Below are 15,625 nucleotides of genomic sequence, written 5' to 3'. Positions count from 1 at the left end.
TGTAACAGGCGCTATCACTCTACAAGAAGGCACTGAAATGGTTATGCCAGGTGATAACGTTGAAATGAGCGTTGAGCTAATCCACCCAATCGCAATGGATAAAGGTCTTCGCTTTGCAATCCGTGAAGGCGGTCGTACCGTTGGCGCGGGCGTTGTTGCTAGCGTAAAAGACTAGTTCCTAATTAGTCCTAAAACCTCTATTGGTGAGAACCAGTAGGGGTTTTTTGCTTTTAATGCATTCATTGATTAGGTGGCTTACTGTCTTTGTTTAATGTATTAAACTAAAATTCAAATAACAAAAAAGCCATTTTATGGTAAAAATGGTTAACAAACTGGCGCGCCCAGCGGGAATTGAACCCACGACCTTCAGCTTCGGAGGCTGACACTCTATCCAACTGAGCTATGGGCGCACAGGCTGACAATTTTACCAACTTTTATTTAAAATAGCTATATTTTTATTAAAAATATGAGTTGTTTTTAAGGTTCTTTGAAAATTATGGAAAAATAACTAAATAATGAAATATCCAGCAGTAATCTTGCTAAATTTTTACAAAATATATAAAAAACATAACATTTTCTTTGACTTTTCCTTTATAATATCAGGGTAATTTTGTAAGATAACCCAGAGCATATGCTCAAGGCTAAATGAGATGATGACATGAAAAAAATCGCAACATTATCTTTGGCGACTCTACTGGCGTTTTCTGGTATTATGACCAGCCAAGCAGAGGAAGCAAAACAAGAAGTTCAAAAAACCGAAGCTGAAGCCCAGCCCACTAGTGATGCGCCTGCTGACGCTCAAACTGCTGAAGCAGCACCTGCACCAGAGGCACCTAAGGAAGTAATTCCAGAAGATAGTGTTCAGGTAAAAAAACTAATCGCAATGCATGCTGATTTGGTTGCTCGTATTGCACCTGTCGGTAAAGTGTGCTTTAATGGTGAAGAGTGCGATATTAATATTACAGTGCTTGCGCCAAAAGTTGAAGGACAGGCTCGCGATGGTGAAAGTTTATATAAGGCAATTTGTGCAACTTGTCATGACGCTGGTCTAGTTGGCGCACCAAAGGTAGGAACTGGCGATTGGGCGCCGCGTATTGCTAAAGGAAAAGCACTTTTGTATAACCATGCAACCAATGGTTTTAATGCGATGCCCGCTCGCGGTGGTGCAGATATCACCGACGAAGAAGTAAAAAATGCTGTAGATTACATTATTTCTAAATCCAGCTGATTGCTTTTTTGCATGACTAGCCAAATGATATCTGTCATTTGGCTTTTTGGTGTTTTTACATTTTCTTGTTTACAATTGTTTTTGTAATGTGTTTGTAATTTAATCCATAATTTATTTTAATAACCAAAGTGAGCATTATGCATATTTTACTTGCCAATCCCCGTGGTTTTTGCGCTGGTGTAGACAGGGCCATTGCTATTGTTAATGAGGCTTTACGCCGTTTTAATCCGCCAATTTATGTGCGTCATGAAGTTGTGCATAATAAATTTGTAGTAGAGGATTTGGCAAGACGGGGCGCTATTTTTGTAGAAGAATTAGATGAAGTGCCTGATGGTGCAATTGTAATTTTTTCAGCACACGGAGTGTCAAAGGCGGTTGAAGATGAGGCGTTACGTCGGGATTTAACGGTTTTTGATGCGACTTGTCCTTTGGTAACTAAAGTACATATTGAAGTTGGTAAGTTTGCTAAATCAGGTATGGATGCTATTTTAATTGGACATGCTGGACATCCTGAAGTTGAAGGTACGATGGGGCGTTTTGATACCCGATTTGGTGGAAGAATTCATTTGGTGGAAGATGTGGAAGACGTTGCTAATTTATCATTAAATGAACACAGTAAGACCGCTTTTGTTACTCAGACGACCTTATCTATTGATGACACAGCAACAGTTATCAATGCATTAAAGGATAAATTTCCCCAAATTAATGCCCCCAGAAAAGACGATATTTGTTATGCCACCCAAAACCGTCAAGATGCGGTAAAATCTTTGGCAAAAGTATGTCAAGTTGTTTTGGTGGTTGGTAGTCCTAATTCATCAAATTCCAATCGTTTGCGAGAACTTGCCGAACGCTTGGGGGCAAAAGCCTACTTGATTGATAATGCCAGTCAGATGGATAAAACTTGGTTTGATGGCGTGTATCAAGTTGGCGTAACGGCTGGAGCTTCAGCACCTGAAATTTTAATTCAAGAAGTTTTAGATACCTTGCAAGCTTGGGGTGGACAAACACCTAAAGAATTATCAGGCATTGAAGAGAATGTAACCTTTAGTCTACCTAAAGCGTTACGTAATCATCAAAATAGCTAATTTACTTATAATTTACAATAAATCAACCTTTTGTTAGAATACATTGATTTATTTTTTTTAATAAATTACAAGATGATGCATATCCCTGTCTTGGGGTGTGACAAAGAATCAACGAGGAAAAACTTTATGAAATTTATCCTTAAAACTTTGGTTTTGGCAGTGCTGATAACATCGGTATCAGCACATGCAGACACTCTTCAGACATTAAATATGCAAGAAGATAAGCCTGCAATGGACATACTGGAAACTACGTCGCGAAAGAGCACTCAAGTTCTATTTTATGAATGTGCCGCAGTAGTTAATGATAGTGCGCGATTGGCGTGTTTTGATAACGTTGCTCAAGGCAATCAGCCAAGTGTTTTAAAAGAAAAATTACCTTTGGATTTATCCAGAACAGTTGTTAGTACTATCAAGGGCAACCCTCAAGCGGTTTTGGCTCAAAAACAGATTGCTTACGGCAGTGATAAAATTGAGCAAGACGCTGAAAAGTATACACCGCTTAGTTTGACTTACGATTTAGATAAAAACAGCCCTATTGGTTTATGGAAAGTGCGTCCACATAATCCAACCTATATTTTACCATTATTTGTTAATGGCAAACCTAATCGCAATCCTAGTACTCCCAATCAGGAAGTTAAACATTACAGTACTGATGAAATGCGCGGTGTAGAAACTAAAATGCAAGTTTCTATGAAGGTTAAAGCGGTAGAAGACCTATTTGGTACTAATGCGGATTTATGGATGGGCTACACCCAACAATCGCATTGGCAAGTATATAATGAAAATAATTCTCGCCCATTTCGTGCTTCTGATTATCGTCCTGAAATTTTTGTCACTCAGCCTGTGTCTGCACGTTTGCCTTTTGGTGGTAAATTACGCATGATTGGAGCGGGAGCAGAGCATCATTCTAATGGTGAAAAAGACCCATTGTCGCGCTCTTGGAATAAGGCGTATCTTATGGGTGGTATGGAGTGGGGGAAACTGACCGTCATTCCGCGAATTTGGACACGTTTTGCTAATAAAGACAGCAATAAGCCAGATGATAACCCTGATATCCAGCGTTATTACGGTCATGGTGATATACAATTTATTTATCAGTTAGGTCAAGGTTCTCAGATATCAGGACTTGGTCGATTAAATCCCGCCACAGGTAAAGGCGCTTTACAATTGGATTACGTATATCCTTTAGGGCGTGGCATTAGTGGTTATGTGCAAGTGTTTCAAGGGTATGGACAATCCATTGTTGATTACAACCATGAAACCACTGCGGTAGGCGTAGGTATTATGCTTAATGATTGGCTTGGCTTATGAATCTGTTTTGGGTAATTGTGTTTGGATGAGTATTTGTGTTTAATAAATACACTCCAAAATTCCCATCCCATGTTTTGGCTACATCTTATCAACGATTTTTGGGTGATTGCCACTTGTGTGGTCAGCCCAAAAAGTCGGGCGTCTTAATATGTGATTATTGCCACCAGCAGCTTCAAAGAGTTCCTGTATTAAAAATTGATGATAAATTACCCTTGATTGTTGGTAGTTTTTATGATGTGCCATTTAACCGTGTGATGTCTGCTTATAAAGACCATGAGGATTTATCAGCACTGATGGTTCTTTATCATTTGCTTTGTTGGCTTCCAAGACCAAAAGGGCTAACAGCTCAAACCGCTATTATCATCCCTACCCCAACGACAAAAAGTCGTTTAATAAAGCGTGGATTTAATCCAGTTTTAGTACTAGCAAAATTTTTAGCATATCACTGGCAGATTCCGTTATGGCAAGGGGTTTTGCGTGAAGACAATCAAATTCATCAACGAGGATTAAGTCGCAGTCAAAGATTAAAAAACGTTCAAGAGGATTTTTATTTGGCGGAGACCATACCCAAAGTTCGTCATGCAATTTTGTTTGATGATGTGGTAACAACAGGGGCAACGCTGCAAGCAATTGCAAAAGTGGTTCAAGAACATAACCCAAAAATTCATACAGTTGGATTTGCAGTTTTACATGGCAAGCCTGGCATTCATTTGCCATTTTTGGCAAAATAAAGATGGTTGAGTTAATTAAAATTAAGCCAAGTATCGACCAAGTAGCGCATTAACTGCGCTTTCGGTGCGTAAAATTCTATCACCCAAACCAACACTATCAACCCGCATTTTTTCTAGCAAATCAATTTCATAGGGAATAAATCCACCTTCTGCTCCTACAAATAAAATCTGTGGAAGTCCAACTGTTTGGCTAAACGTATAAAACGGCGTTTTGGCATAAGGGTGGGCAACTACAGCAATTTTATTTGATGAGACTGTGTCATTTTTCATCAGTTTTGGTAAGCTGTCTTCAACAAAGGGTTTAAAATATTTTGCCAAGGTGATTTTAGGCGGAATACTATCCACTGCTTGCTGCAACCCTTCAAGTACAAATTCATCCAAGCGACTTAATAAGGGCGAATGCCAGTAGCTTTTATCAGTGCGAAAACTGTTCATTAATATGATATGTTCTACACCCATTGCGCTTATATCCAACATAAGCCGTCTTAAAACCTTTGGGCGTGGCAAAGCTAAGATCAGGGTCAAATCCAGCTTTTTGGGTGGTTTTTTATCTAAAATAACGTAATTTAATAAACATTGAGTATTGGTAAGTTTTGCAACTTGTCCAAAACCAAGCATGCCATCTATCATGCCAATTTTTAGACTATCACCAACTTTTGTTTTAAGGACTTTATGTAAATGCGTCAGCTGACCTTCATCGCTGATGATGGCGGATGTTTGAGATTTGTTAAAGGCAGTTTTGGGCAATAAAATAACATTCATAATTGCTTGATTTTATTATTAATTGATAAAAAGGGTTTTAGATAATCAAACTGTATTTGGGCAGCATTTTGTTTTTCTAGGGTAAGTTTTTTAGCTTTTTCTCCCAAAGTTTGACAATCAGCTAGTTGTTTTAACCAGCCAAAGAGTGCCTGATAAAGTGTCACATCATCATCAACTTGAGTTAAGGCGTCTATATTTTTAAGCTCAGAGACTAAAAGTTCACAATTTTTAACATAACTGCCCATAATAATTGGTTTGCCAAGACTGGCAGGTTCAATTGGGTTGTGCCCGCCAACATCAATCAAAGAACCTCCAACAAAAACAACATTTGCCAAAGCATACCACGCTAAAAGTTCGCCCATGCTATCTGCAAGATATATTTGAGTTTTTTGGGTGATGAATTGGTTTTGGCTGCGTCGGTGAGTGATAAAAGAGTGGGTTAGTTTGGCAACGTCTTCAAAACGTTCTGGGTGTCTTGGCACTAAAATCAATAATGCATCTGGAAAATCTTGCAATAATTTTTGATGAGCTGACAAAATAATTTCGTCTTCACCTTTATGAGTGCTGCCGGCTGTCCAAATAGGGCGGTTAATGCTCCAGCTGTTTTGATAAACATAGGCTAGTAAATTTTTATTGACATCATCCATAACAATGCTGCTTGCCCATTTTAAAGAATCAGCCCGTTTAACATTTGCCGAATTTGCCCCAAGTGCGATAAATCGTTGATAACTGTCATTATCTTGGGTGATGATGAGTGATAAATTTGCCATCATAGTACGACTGATATCATGCCATTTTTGATAGCCCAAAAAAGATTTTTGGGTCAATCTGGCATTAACCATCATACTGGGAATGTGTTGTTTTTTTAACAGATACAGTGTGTTTGCCCAAAGTTCTGTTTCAATAAAAAGAGCCGCACTTGGCTTGATGTGTTGAAGAAATTGCTCAATCACAGACATATCATCTACAGGCACAAAACTATGTTGAACATTTTTACCTAATTTGTCGTCAAATAAGGTATGAGTACGGTTAAAACCTGTTTGCGTGGTATTTGTAATCCAAAGATTAAATCCTTGATTTAAAAAAATATTTAATAAAGGTAAGGCGGTGTTAATTTCCCCTAAAGATACTGCATGACACCAAATCAGCCCCCTTCTTTTTTGTGTTGGTACTGGTAAATAAGACCGCCCAAAACGTTCAGCAATTTCTCGCTGATAAGTGGGTTTTTTACCCGATTTTTTAATCAACCATAAACGATACAACGGTTTAATAAGACAAATAAGCAACCGATAATATAAAGGCGGTTTTTGTAAACCTTGAGAATCCATTGCCTGCCCTTAAAAAAAGCTACCAAGCAGCATTAATAAAAATATCATAATTGCGGCAACCACACCAACAATAATGCCATATTTTTTATTGGTTTCTTGATCATTTCGTGAAACATTTTTGAGCATTTCCGCCTGGTTCATGTAGGCGCAAACTTTTCTAGCCTCTATGTGTCCACCATCAGCCGCTTTCTTTAGCCAATATTCACCAATATTTTGGTCAGGAGCGATTCCATCATTGTCTTTGTCAAAACCTTGATAATACAATCGGCTCAGTAATTTTTGTGCGCGAATATCACCCATTTCAGCCGACTTTTTAATTAAGGCAACCGCCTTTGAAGTGTTTTGTGGCACACCACGCCCTTCAAAAAAATACAATGCTAATCGAGTCATAGCTGACATATTGCCATTTTTTACCAGTCCAACCAAGACTTGTAGGGCCTTATTACGAATTTGAATTTGTTCGGGGCTAAAGCTAATTTGATTGATGATTTTGCCTTCTAAGAGTTCTGCATTGATGTGTTTGTCAAATCTATCCAAAATCATACTGGCTTTTTGATAGCCGTCATTGTTGTCGCTGGCAACTTCAACATTTAGTAGGTCGCTATAGGCTTCAGTAAACAGTTTTGGGGTGTGTGATGCTCTAGCTCTTTGTTTGTAACTGGCAGGTGTTGGCGTCTTACTTGATGGGTAAGCGGGCTTAACTGTGTTTGATTGGGTTTCAGACAAATCAGGACTGGTGGAGATATTAGGCGGGCTTTCTGCTTGTATTGTGTCCAATGGTGCATTATTTTTTATGTGAATATCTTGACTATTTTTCTGATTTAGTGCGTTATCATCATCAAGCTTCGCCATTTTTTTATCAGCATTATTAACCAAAGAATCATCAATAGTTGTTTCATCTTTATTGACTTGCGGCGCTGTTTCAGCGATTTGACGAATTTCATCGATTTGTGCCATTAATTTTATGTCGTCTGGACTATGAACCATTTCTGAATTGAGTCTTGGTACTGCTTTCATGGTGTTGAGCAATTCTTTGGCTTCATCATTTTCCAAAGATAAGAATTTTTGTAAAAAGTCATGCACTGCCCAATATAAACTGTCTTCTAAAGGTTCATCACTAGGGCTGCCAGTATGGTCTAATCCACGAAAAACCCTGTCAAACGACCCAAAAATTCTTGAACCAATAACTGACAATACAAAGAAATTTTGAGCAACATTTTTGCGCAGCGCATTCACTCCAAAAGCATGCACAAAAAATCCTTGATAAAAAGTATCTACTTCACCTGCGCTTAATTGACCGCCAGAGAGGTTGGCAAATGCTCTAGCATAAACTTTGCTAAAATCTTGAGCAACGTAAAGTGATAAATTTGCGTCTTTGATAAAACGATTAATTTCGGTTTTAATTACTTCAACGGTGTGATACATCAAGACCGCAAGTAGTTTGATAAATTCGTTATGGTTTAACACCAAAATTTCACCGATTTGCCGATTTGCCAAATCTGATTTGACTGATGATAACAAAGCATCAATCACCTTTAGACTGTTTAAATCGGCGGTAACACCCAAGCGCTGTTCAACAAACAAACGTTTAAGTCTGTTTTGATAAGCAAATGTTTTATTGGGTTTATCTTCTTTTAGACTTTGCCAAAGTTGAATGACTTCAGCATCAAACTCAAAATAAACAAAAACAGCAGTGTCATTCATAATCAATCCAGCATATTCATCAAACATTCTTGCACATTTTTTGATTGCACGTTGTGTTTTAGGATTATTAATTTGGTTTTTACCATGATTTTATCAGCATCATTTAGGGTCTGCCAGCGTGCCAAAGCGGTTAAAAGTCGCGCCGCCAAAATAGGATTTTGATTGTCTAAGCGTTTGATGGCTGATAAATATAAATCCAGCCCCGCATCGCTCCAAAGCTGAATGGGTTTGTTTGTCAGTGCTGATAGCGTGGTACGCACGCGGTTTGGTGTTTGCCAATCATAATCGCTGCGTTTCATTAAAGTGTCAATAAATGACACATCTCGACTGTCAGCAGATGCTTGCGCGCTAAACCATAAATCAATCACTAAATCTTCTTTGGCAAATTTTTGATAAAAATCAGCTAGATGTTTTTCTGTATTTGGTAAATCAAAGCAAATCATCGCTGATAATGCACCAAGTGTTTCGCTCATACAGGTGGCGTTTTGATATTGATATTCTGCCCAATCTTGTGCTTTTTCTTGGTTGGCGGTCAAAGCAATTTTTAATAATACGTTACGCAAGAGTCTTTGCCCGCGTGCTTTGGCAGAGTCTTGATATGGCGTTATTGGTAGGGCATGATACCAAATATTTAATTCTTGTTTTAAACCATTGGCAATGGCTTGTTTTAATGCATCTCGGATTTGTTTGACAGTTTTGGGCTGGTAATTTTTGTCATACGCCATAGCAAGTTCGGTTTCACTTGGCATATCAAATAATCTAGCCGCCAGCATTGGGTCATTATCTATTAAAGAAGGTATGGCTTGTTTTAATGAATCTATGACAATTTGCGTATTGCTGGATTGTCCTAATAATAAACGATTAATCAAAGTTTGCATGGCTTGCCAGCGGTTAAAGCCTTCAGGTTCAAAACTGACCAACTTAGCAAGTTCATCATCACTGTACTCAAATTCTAATTTTACAGGTGCAGAAAAATTACGTAAAACTGAAATCACAGGACGCACACCACCTAAATCAAGTCCATCAAGGCAAACCGTTTGGGATTTTTGATTTAAAAGATGGGTTTTTTGGCTTAGGAGTTTGCCAGTTTCACCGTGAAAAACTGCCATATCTACAGGAATGGGTAAATCTTTTGGGGCATTAAACCCTGCAACATGGCGAGTATGCTGACTTAAATGCACTAAAACTTGATTGTTTTCTACTGTAAAATGCCCAGAAAGTACTGGAGTTCCTGGTTGTTGATACCAAATTAGAAAATCTAAAACTCGTTTATCAGCAATTGCCAAAGCGGATAAAAAATCTTCCACAGTTACTGCCATGCCGTCATAACGACGAAAATATTCATCAGTTCCTTGACGAAATTTTTCTTTACCCAAAAGGGTCGCAATCATACGCACAATTTCTGCACCCTTTTCATAAATAGTTGTGGTGTAAAAATTGTTAATTTCCACAAAACTATCAGGGCGTACAGGGTGTGCAAGACTGCCTGCATCTTCGGCAAATTGATGGCTTCTTAAAAATGCAACATCTTCAATTCGTTGTACCGCAGGCGAGCGATGACTTGATGAAAAACTTTGTTCGCGAAAAACGGTAAACCCTTCTTTTAAACACAACTGAAACCAGTCTCGACAGGTGATACGGTTACCCGTCCAGTTATGAAAATATTCGTGAGCAATCACTGCTTTGACGTAAAAACTGCGTTCATCGGTGGTTGTCTCTGGGCTAGATAATACGCACGAGGTGTTAAAAATATTTAAGCCCTTATTTTCCATCGCCCCCATGTTCAATTGACCTGTTGCCACAATCATATAGCGGTCTAGGTCATATGCTCGCCCATAATGCACCTCATCCCAGTGCATGGCGTCTTTTAGGGCGGTCATAGCAACCTGACATTTGGCAATGTCGCGATTATGAGCATAAATCTCAAGCAAAACCTCTCGACCTTCAATGGTGGTGTAGTGATCACTTAAAATTTGCAAATCACCAATTACACAAGCAAACAGATAACTTGGTTTTTTGGTGGGATCATGCCAAATAGCAAAATGACGACCGCTATCAGCTTTTCCTTTATCAATAAGATTGCCGTTAGCTAATAATGTGGGATATTTATCGTCAGCTTCGATGCGGGTGGTATATGTTGTTAAAATATCTGGTCTATCAGGAAAAAAGGTAATTTTACGAAACCCTTCAGGTTCACACTGTGTTACAAACATGCATTCATCGCCGCTACCTGCTTGATAGAGACCTTCTAAAGCGGTGTTGGTTTGAGGGGTGATGCGAACTTTGGTAAACACAGTTGCTAAATCAGGGGCATTTTTAATTGTCAGAGTTTCTTGATTTAAAATATAATCATTTTCTGACAAATGATTGCCATTAACTGACAATTCTAAAAGTTCTAATTCTTGTCCAAATAATATTAAATCTCCTGTATGTTTTTTGTGCATTTGTAATGTACTGCTGACAATGGCATGGTCATCAAATAAACAAATGTCTAAATCCACGCTATTAACATGATAAACAGGTGGCAAATAGTCTTTTAAATAAATTTTTGTTTGTGTCATTTTTATGCTCTTTGGTCTAATAAAAAAATATTTTTTTGGTTTTAAAAAAAATTAAACGGGTCATACTATCAAAAAAATTGCTTAAAATCATCACAGCTTTGTGTAATTTCATTATTTTTTCCGCCAAAATGTTTAAAAAACCGTTCAAAATGCCTTGTCAAATGTGAATATCTTTGTCATCATAGTCAGGAAATCTTATCCTATTTTTGCTTAAAAAATAAACAGATACTTTTATGGAGTAAACTATGTCTCATTTAAACCTAAAAAAAATCTTCGCTATTATACTGACAGCAGGCGCAGTTATGATGACTGGCTGTGCTAACAAACCAAAATCTCAAGTAGTGGTTGCTCCTTTAGGTATGGGCGGCGGTCACCTAAATGGCGGTTACATGGGCGGCGGTTTGGTTAATAACTCCGACGCCATTCGTAACGCCGCTCAAAACTTGCAAAGCACAGTACATTTTGATTTTGATTCAGATGCCATCAAGCCTGAAGCCGCTCGTATTTTGGACGCTCAAGCCAATTTTTTAAACAGTAACCAAGGGGCTAGAGTTCAGGTAGCAGGACACACCGATGAGCGTGGAACACGTGAGTATAATATGTCATTAGGTGAACGTCGCGCCGCCGCAGTTCGTAGCTATCTTGGTAGTAGAGGCGTAAACATTTCCAACATTGAAATCATCAGTTTTGGTGAAGAACAGCCAGTTGCCACAGGTTCAAACGAAGCATCTTGGGCGCAAAACCGCCGTGCTGAGTTAAGCTACTAATTTAATTAATTGGGTTGTTGCCATAAACAGCTTTTACTGTAAGGCTGGTTTAAGCTGTTTATATATTTAAATTTATGTTAATAAGGTTATTGTGCTGATTTCACCTGTCATCACCCACCAGCAAGATAAAACAGTGATTGCTTGTGCTGATATAAATACCAATTTTAGCTTGGCAAGCAAACAAAATGTACAATCTTTAGCGGTTAGGCAGCTTTTAAGTTGGCTGCAATGTAGGCTTAACTTAACAGGCAGACTAATTGAAACTGCATTTCCTTATCACTTCTTTAGCCAAAATAATCAGCAGTTTTTTGTTTGTTTTAGTCACAGCCAAAACAAAGTAGCTGTTATTATCAGCCCAAAAATATGTGCTATTGATATTGAAACTAGAGTCATCAAGCAATCAATTGCCAAGCATTTTTTTCATGCAGATGAATTGATGTTTTTGCATAAAATGCCTATTAAAAATCAGGAATTTTTCCATTTAGTCTTATGGCAATTTAAAGAAAATCTAGTCAAGCTATATGGTCAAACTCTGATTTTCTGGTTGCGGCAAAATCATAGTCAGATATTGCCTTATATAAAATACAGCAATAACAAGCAATCCATTAAGCTCAATTTTAATGTTTGGCAAGACTGCTGCCAAAAAGATTCTTACCAGCAATTTTTTTGCCATCAAGATTACCAATATAGTGCAATTTTTAGCACTTAAAATTAAATATATATGATTAAAATTTAAGCATATAGGCAATATTTGTACCGTAAATTTTTAAAAACCAAATCTGCAACTAAATCGCAACAATCATTGGATGGTTACATACATTTATGACTAACTTTGCCAGTTGCCATCTGAAAATTTTGTCAGCTTTTTTTACAAAATCATAACCAACTTTTTATCAATCACTACAAACCTGCCAAAAATTTCCACTTGGCACAAAAAAGTCAATGATTTTTGGAATTATGTGAACAAAATTTCATCAATAAACAGTGAGATAATTTTAAAAAACCAATCATGATTTTTAATCTGTTTGTAAAGGACTTTTTACCCTCATTCATTGCTTAATTTCTAAGCATAATTCCGCCAAGATACAAACCTTAACAATTCATCACATAAAGACAATAATAACACATTCCCAGATTGTAATAAAATTAATATTTATAACTTATTGATAATTGAATAATTTTAGTTCAAGATTTTTTTGCTATAGCTTTATGTTATAAATTTGTAAAACAAACTGCTTTGGTCATGGATTGAATTTTGCAAACTTTCTGTAAGTATTTTGATTTATTTTTAATCAAAATTTTAAATTAACCATGGCTAAGACGGCAATTTGTAAGGCGATTGATGAACAATATTTTTAGCAATCAATTGTTGCTAAAGTCTTGCCATTTATACCATAGTAACTCAAGTTTTATCAAAAAACACTACACGTATATGGGTATAAACTATATTATGATGTTATCGTAATTGAAGCGATTAATAAATTGGGCAAAGCATTTAGAGACGGATTATGAAGCAGCAAAAAGGGTTTACTTTGATTGAAATGATGGTTGTGGTGGCATTAATTGCTATCATCGCAACTTTGGCTGTGCCATCAATGCGAACCTTTATCCAGAGAAGCCAAGTAGATGAGCAAACCCGTAATCTTGCAAATTTTTTGCAAGAGGCGCGCAGTGGAGCAGTTTTGTTAAGAACGCCACAAAAAGTTGTTGTTCAATCTACAGGGGTGGCAGGTGGCAATTCTAGTGTATCTGCTAATACTCATACTTGGACGCCTGATTCAGATAGAGTCAATATAACGCATAATAATGTATCCGGTGCTGGTTCATCAACACCAGAAAATTTTGAATTTTCTTTTATGGGGGCAACCAATCTAAATGATTATGCCTGTTATGAGCTAAAACACCCCAACAATGCCGCTATTGTACGTGTGTTGATATTAGATAAAATGGGAACAAGCCAAATACACCAAGATATGACAGCTTGCCCTTAGGAATAAACGATGAAACCTATTTTTAATTCTCATCAAATGTTTTCTAATCAAATTTCCCACCAAAAAGGCATTGGCTTATTGGAAGTGATGGTTGCTTTATCACTGTTGGCAATTGCAGTGCTTGGTTATGCAGGCATGCAGGTGCGCTCAGCCAAAGTGGGTTTGGAAGCAGATAATAACACCCGAGCGGTGGAATTTGCTCGTGATTTGCATGAACGCATGCGAATCAATCGCGAAGGTACAAAAGTATTTGAAGGCAATTATAACACCAAAACTCCTGCAAAAAATTGTAGAACTACTAACTGCACGCCTAACGAGCTTGCCCAGTTTGATTTTAGTGTGGTTGCTAAAAACGCTGAAGAAATGGCAATGGATATGGCAGTGAGGCAATGCCCGATGGCAGGCACAGCAGAAAAACGCCACTGTATTTTTGTGGCGTGGGGCAAAACCACCCCAACGATTAAACCCGACCCAGAGATTGACGCTGCTGATACGGATTGCATTTCAAACACCTTAATTTATGCCCCCGATGCCCAATGTATTTTTATGGAGAGTTTTAGTTATGCAAAACCCTAATTTTTCAAACCAGCAAGGGTTTACGCTGATTGAACTAATGATTGCCATTACGCTTGGGTTGATTGTTACGGCGGCAGCTTTGATGATGTTTTTAAGTTCTCAGCGCTCGCTTGCAATGCAAAATGGCTTATCTAGCATTCAGCAAAATGCAACATTTGGCTTAACCAATGTTGCAAAAGATTTGCGTCATATTAATTTGGATTCAGGCAGTGAGTTTGTCAATCGTTCAAATAATAAGTCAGGTATTGTTTTTCAAACTATAGCTGGCGTTACTGCTGATAAAGTTACTAAAGCAGAGTCTGGGCAAAGCATAATGACTCCAGATAGTGACCAACTCACCATTCGTTATGTTAACCGTAAAAACAACACAATGAATTGTGAAGGCGTGATTGTTGAACAGGATAAGGAAATTATTCAGCGCTATTACATTGATAAACTACCCCAGGTTCAGCAAAATCAAGGCGATACCCGTTATGGGCTATTTTGTGAGGTGCTTGATGAAAAAAAGACAGGCAAACCCGCCATTGCCATCGCTGATGCTGAAAGTTTTAAAGTGAGTGTGGTTACAAGAGATTTTAATGGCACGCCTGCTGACCGCAAAGACGACCAATTGCGTTATCAGACGTTAAAAGAATACATTACGGCCCCAACTGGTAATGCGGTTGTTGCTGTTGAAATTGGTGTGGTGATACGCTCATCAGGTTCAGTGCATGCTGATAGTAGTATTAATGCCAATCCAACGTTTACCATCGCTGGTCAGGAAGTAAAACTATCCAACCCGCCATCTACCGCCAGCCATCTTAGAGTGCCAGTAACTCAGATGGTGGCGATTCGTAACAGTCAAGGAGTTGAGTAAATGAAACAACAACAAGGGGCAACCATGATTATTGTGCTTGTGGTGCTACTGTTAATTGCAGTTGCAGGTACGGTGGCACTGCGTTCGGGTGTATTTGGTATGCGATTATCTACCAACACACAAGCAGGTAATTTGTTGATTAACAATAACGACTCAGCATTGACTAAATTTGAAAGCATGGACAAAAGTGAAGTCGAGGCAAACTTTGCCCAAGGTGGTACGTACAACTTTTTGTTAAATCCTGCAAATGCCACCAAAGAAATGGTATTTTGTTATAACGCCAAAGACGCTAATACTTTTGCTTACGATAAGGCAGCGGTTATTAATGAGGGTAATACACCTGATAGAGTGGGTAATTTTTGTACAACAGATAAAGCATCATCAGGTCGTAACGCGGTTATCACACAAGTGCATATGCGTCGCAATACCGCTGATGATAGAGTTGCCGAGGGTTATACTGTATCAAGTAGTGTGCCAACAATTGAAAATCGAATTAATTTGTCATTATCGTCAATTTCAGTAATGCCAACCTTCACCAATTCTACCATTACACCTGAGCAAATTAATGGCTGTTTGCAAAAAACTGCTTTTGAAGATGAGGCAACCACTCAAACCAACGCTAAATGTTTGCAAGCGTTAGGTGTGGCTTATGAAGTACAAAGTGTGGATTTTGAGTCAGGTAACGCAGTAAAAGTACAGTAAATAAATTGGTAAGAGTAAATAAT

15 protein-coding genes and 1 tRNA gene are annotated in these 15,625 nt (G+C 38.0%); 11 read left to right on the top strand and 5 right to left on the bottom strand.

Annotated elements, in window-relative coordinates; translation table 11 throughout:
* On the top strand, positions 1-175 hold a 175-nt coding region (locus ACZBKJ_RS06065; RefSeq protein ID WP_463199953.1), incomplete at its 5' end, for an EF-Tu C-terminal domain-related protein.
* A 158-nt stretch (positions 176-333) separates the two neighbouring features.
* Here the strand turns inward: ACZBKJ_RS06065 and ACZBKJ_RS06060 are convergent.
* Positions 334-410 (bottom strand) — tRNA-Arg (locus tag ACZBKJ_RS06060).
* A 248-nt stretch (positions 411-658) separates the two neighbouring features.
* Between ACZBKJ_RS06060 and ACZBKJ_RS06055 the strand changes: the two genes are divergently transcribed.
* The 4 genes from ACZBKJ_RS06055 to ACZBKJ_RS06040 all read left to right on the top strand — a co-directional run bounded on the left by ACZBKJ_RS06055 (position 659) and on the right by ACZBKJ_RS06040 (position 4,355).
* Positions 659-1,228: a c-type cytochrome gene (locus ACZBKJ_RS06055; RefSeq protein ID WP_463200055.1), complete on the top strand. Its 570-nt coding sequence runs from the start codon at positions 659-661 to the stop codon at positions 1,226-1,228.
* Between the two features lie 137 nt (positions 1,229-1,365).
* Positions 1,366-2,313: a 4-hydroxy-3-methylbut-2-enyl diphosphate reductase gene (gene ispH / locus ACZBKJ_RS06050; protein ID WP_463200054.1), complete on the top strand. Its 948-nt coding sequence runs from the start codon at positions 1,366-1,368 to the stop codon at positions 2,311-2,313.
* A gap of 126 nt (positions 2,314-2,439) precedes the next feature.
* Positions 2,440-3,624 (top strand): phospholipase A, encoded by a 1,185-nt coding sequence (locus tag ACZBKJ_RS06045; RefSeq protein ID WP_463200053.1) that lies wholly within the window; start codon positions 2,440-2,442, stop codon positions 3,622-3,624.
* Between the two features lie 35 nt (positions 3,625-3,659).
* Complete coding sequence (locus ACZBKJ_RS06040) at positions 3,660-4,355, top strand: ComF family protein (protein WP_463200052.1); 696 nt, start codon at positions 3,660-3,662, stop codon at positions 4,353-4,355.
* A gap of 21 nt (positions 4,356-4,376) precedes the next feature.
* Here ACZBKJ_RS06040 and ACZBKJ_RS06035 read toward each other — a convergent pair whose 3' ends face one another.
* From ACZBKJ_RS06035 to pepN, 4 genes are read right to left on the bottom strand one after another with little or no spacing between them, the layout of a single operon-like run.
* On the bottom strand, positions 4,377-5,117 hold the full coding sequence (locus ACZBKJ_RS06035) for a 16S rRNA (uracil(1498)-N(3))-methyltransferase (protein WP_463200051.1): 741 nt from the start codon (positions 5,115-5,117) through the stop codon (positions 4,377-4,379).
* The gene (locus ACZBKJ_RS06030) at positions 5,114-6,445 is read right to left on the bottom strand and encodes a 3-deoxy-D-manno-octulosonic acid transferase (protein WP_463200050.1); all 1,332 of its coding nucleotides are present in this window, start codon (positions 6,443-6,445) and stop codon (positions 5,114-5,116) included. The genes ACZBKJ_RS06035 and ACZBKJ_RS06030 overlap by 4 nt, the downstream gene beginning before the upstream one ends.
* 9 nt (positions 6,446-6,454) lie before the next feature.
* Complete coding sequence (locus ACZBKJ_RS06025) at positions 6,455-8,149, bottom strand: tetratricopeptide repeat protein (RefSeq protein WP_463200049.1); 1,695 nt, start codon at positions 8,147-8,149, stop codon at positions 6,455-6,457.
* Between the two features lie 2 nt (positions 8,150-8,151).
* A complete protein-coding gene (gene pepN, locus ACZBKJ_RS06020) occupies positions 8,152-10,710 on the bottom strand; it encodes an aminopeptidase N (RefSeq protein WP_463200048.1) in 2,559 nt (852 codons plus the stop codon).
* A gap of 245 nt (positions 10,711-10,955) precedes the next feature.
* Between pepN and pal the strand changes: the two genes are divergently transcribed.
* From pal to ACZBKJ_RS05990, 6 genes are all read left to right on the top strand, one after another.
* Positions 10,956-11,477, top strand: a complete 522-nt coding sequence (gene pal / locus ACZBKJ_RS06015) for a peptidoglycan-associated lipoprotein Pal (RefSeq protein ID WP_463200047.1) — start codon at positions 10,956-10,958, stop codon at positions 11,475-11,477.
* Between the two features lie 91 nt (positions 11,478-11,568).
* Positions 11,569-12,186: a 4'-phosphopantetheinyl transferase family protein gene (locus ACZBKJ_RS06010; protein WP_463200046.1), complete on the top strand. Its 618-nt coding sequence runs from the start codon at positions 11,569-11,571 to the stop codon at positions 12,184-12,186.
* A gap of 799 nt (positions 12,187-12,985) precedes the next feature.
* Positions 12,986-13,468 (top strand): pilus assembly FimT family protein, encoded by a 483-nt coding sequence (locus ACZBKJ_RS06005; protein ID WP_463200045.1) that lies wholly within the window; start codon positions 12,986-12,988, stop codon positions 13,466-13,468.
* A 9-nt stretch (positions 13,469-13,477) separates the two neighbouring features.
* Complete coding sequence (gene pilV / locus ACZBKJ_RS06000) at positions 13,478-14,044, top strand: type IV pilus modification protein PilV (RefSeq protein WP_463200044.1); 567 nt, start codon at positions 13,478-13,480, stop codon at positions 14,042-14,044.
* Positions 14,031-14,900 (top strand): prepilin-type N-terminal cleavage/methylation domain-containing protein, encoded by an 870-nt coding sequence (locus ACZBKJ_RS05995; protein WP_463200043.1) that lies wholly within the window; start codon positions 14,031-14,033, stop codon positions 14,898-14,900. Before pilV ends, ACZBKJ_RS05995 begins: the two co-directional genes overlap by 14 nt.
* Positions 14,901-15,602 (top strand): hypothetical protein, encoded by a 702-nt coding sequence (locus tag ACZBKJ_RS05990; protein WP_463200042.1) that lies wholly within the window; start codon positions 14,901-14,903, stop codon positions 15,600-15,602. It begins immediately after the preceding gene.
* The last annotated feature ends 23 nt before the right edge of the window (positions 15,603-15,625 follow it).

Source organism: Moraxella sp. I5G (assembly GCF_055193055.1).
The sequence above is the reverse complement of the archived record's forward strand: the minus strand, read 5'-3'. Positions and strand labels throughout refer to the sequence as shown.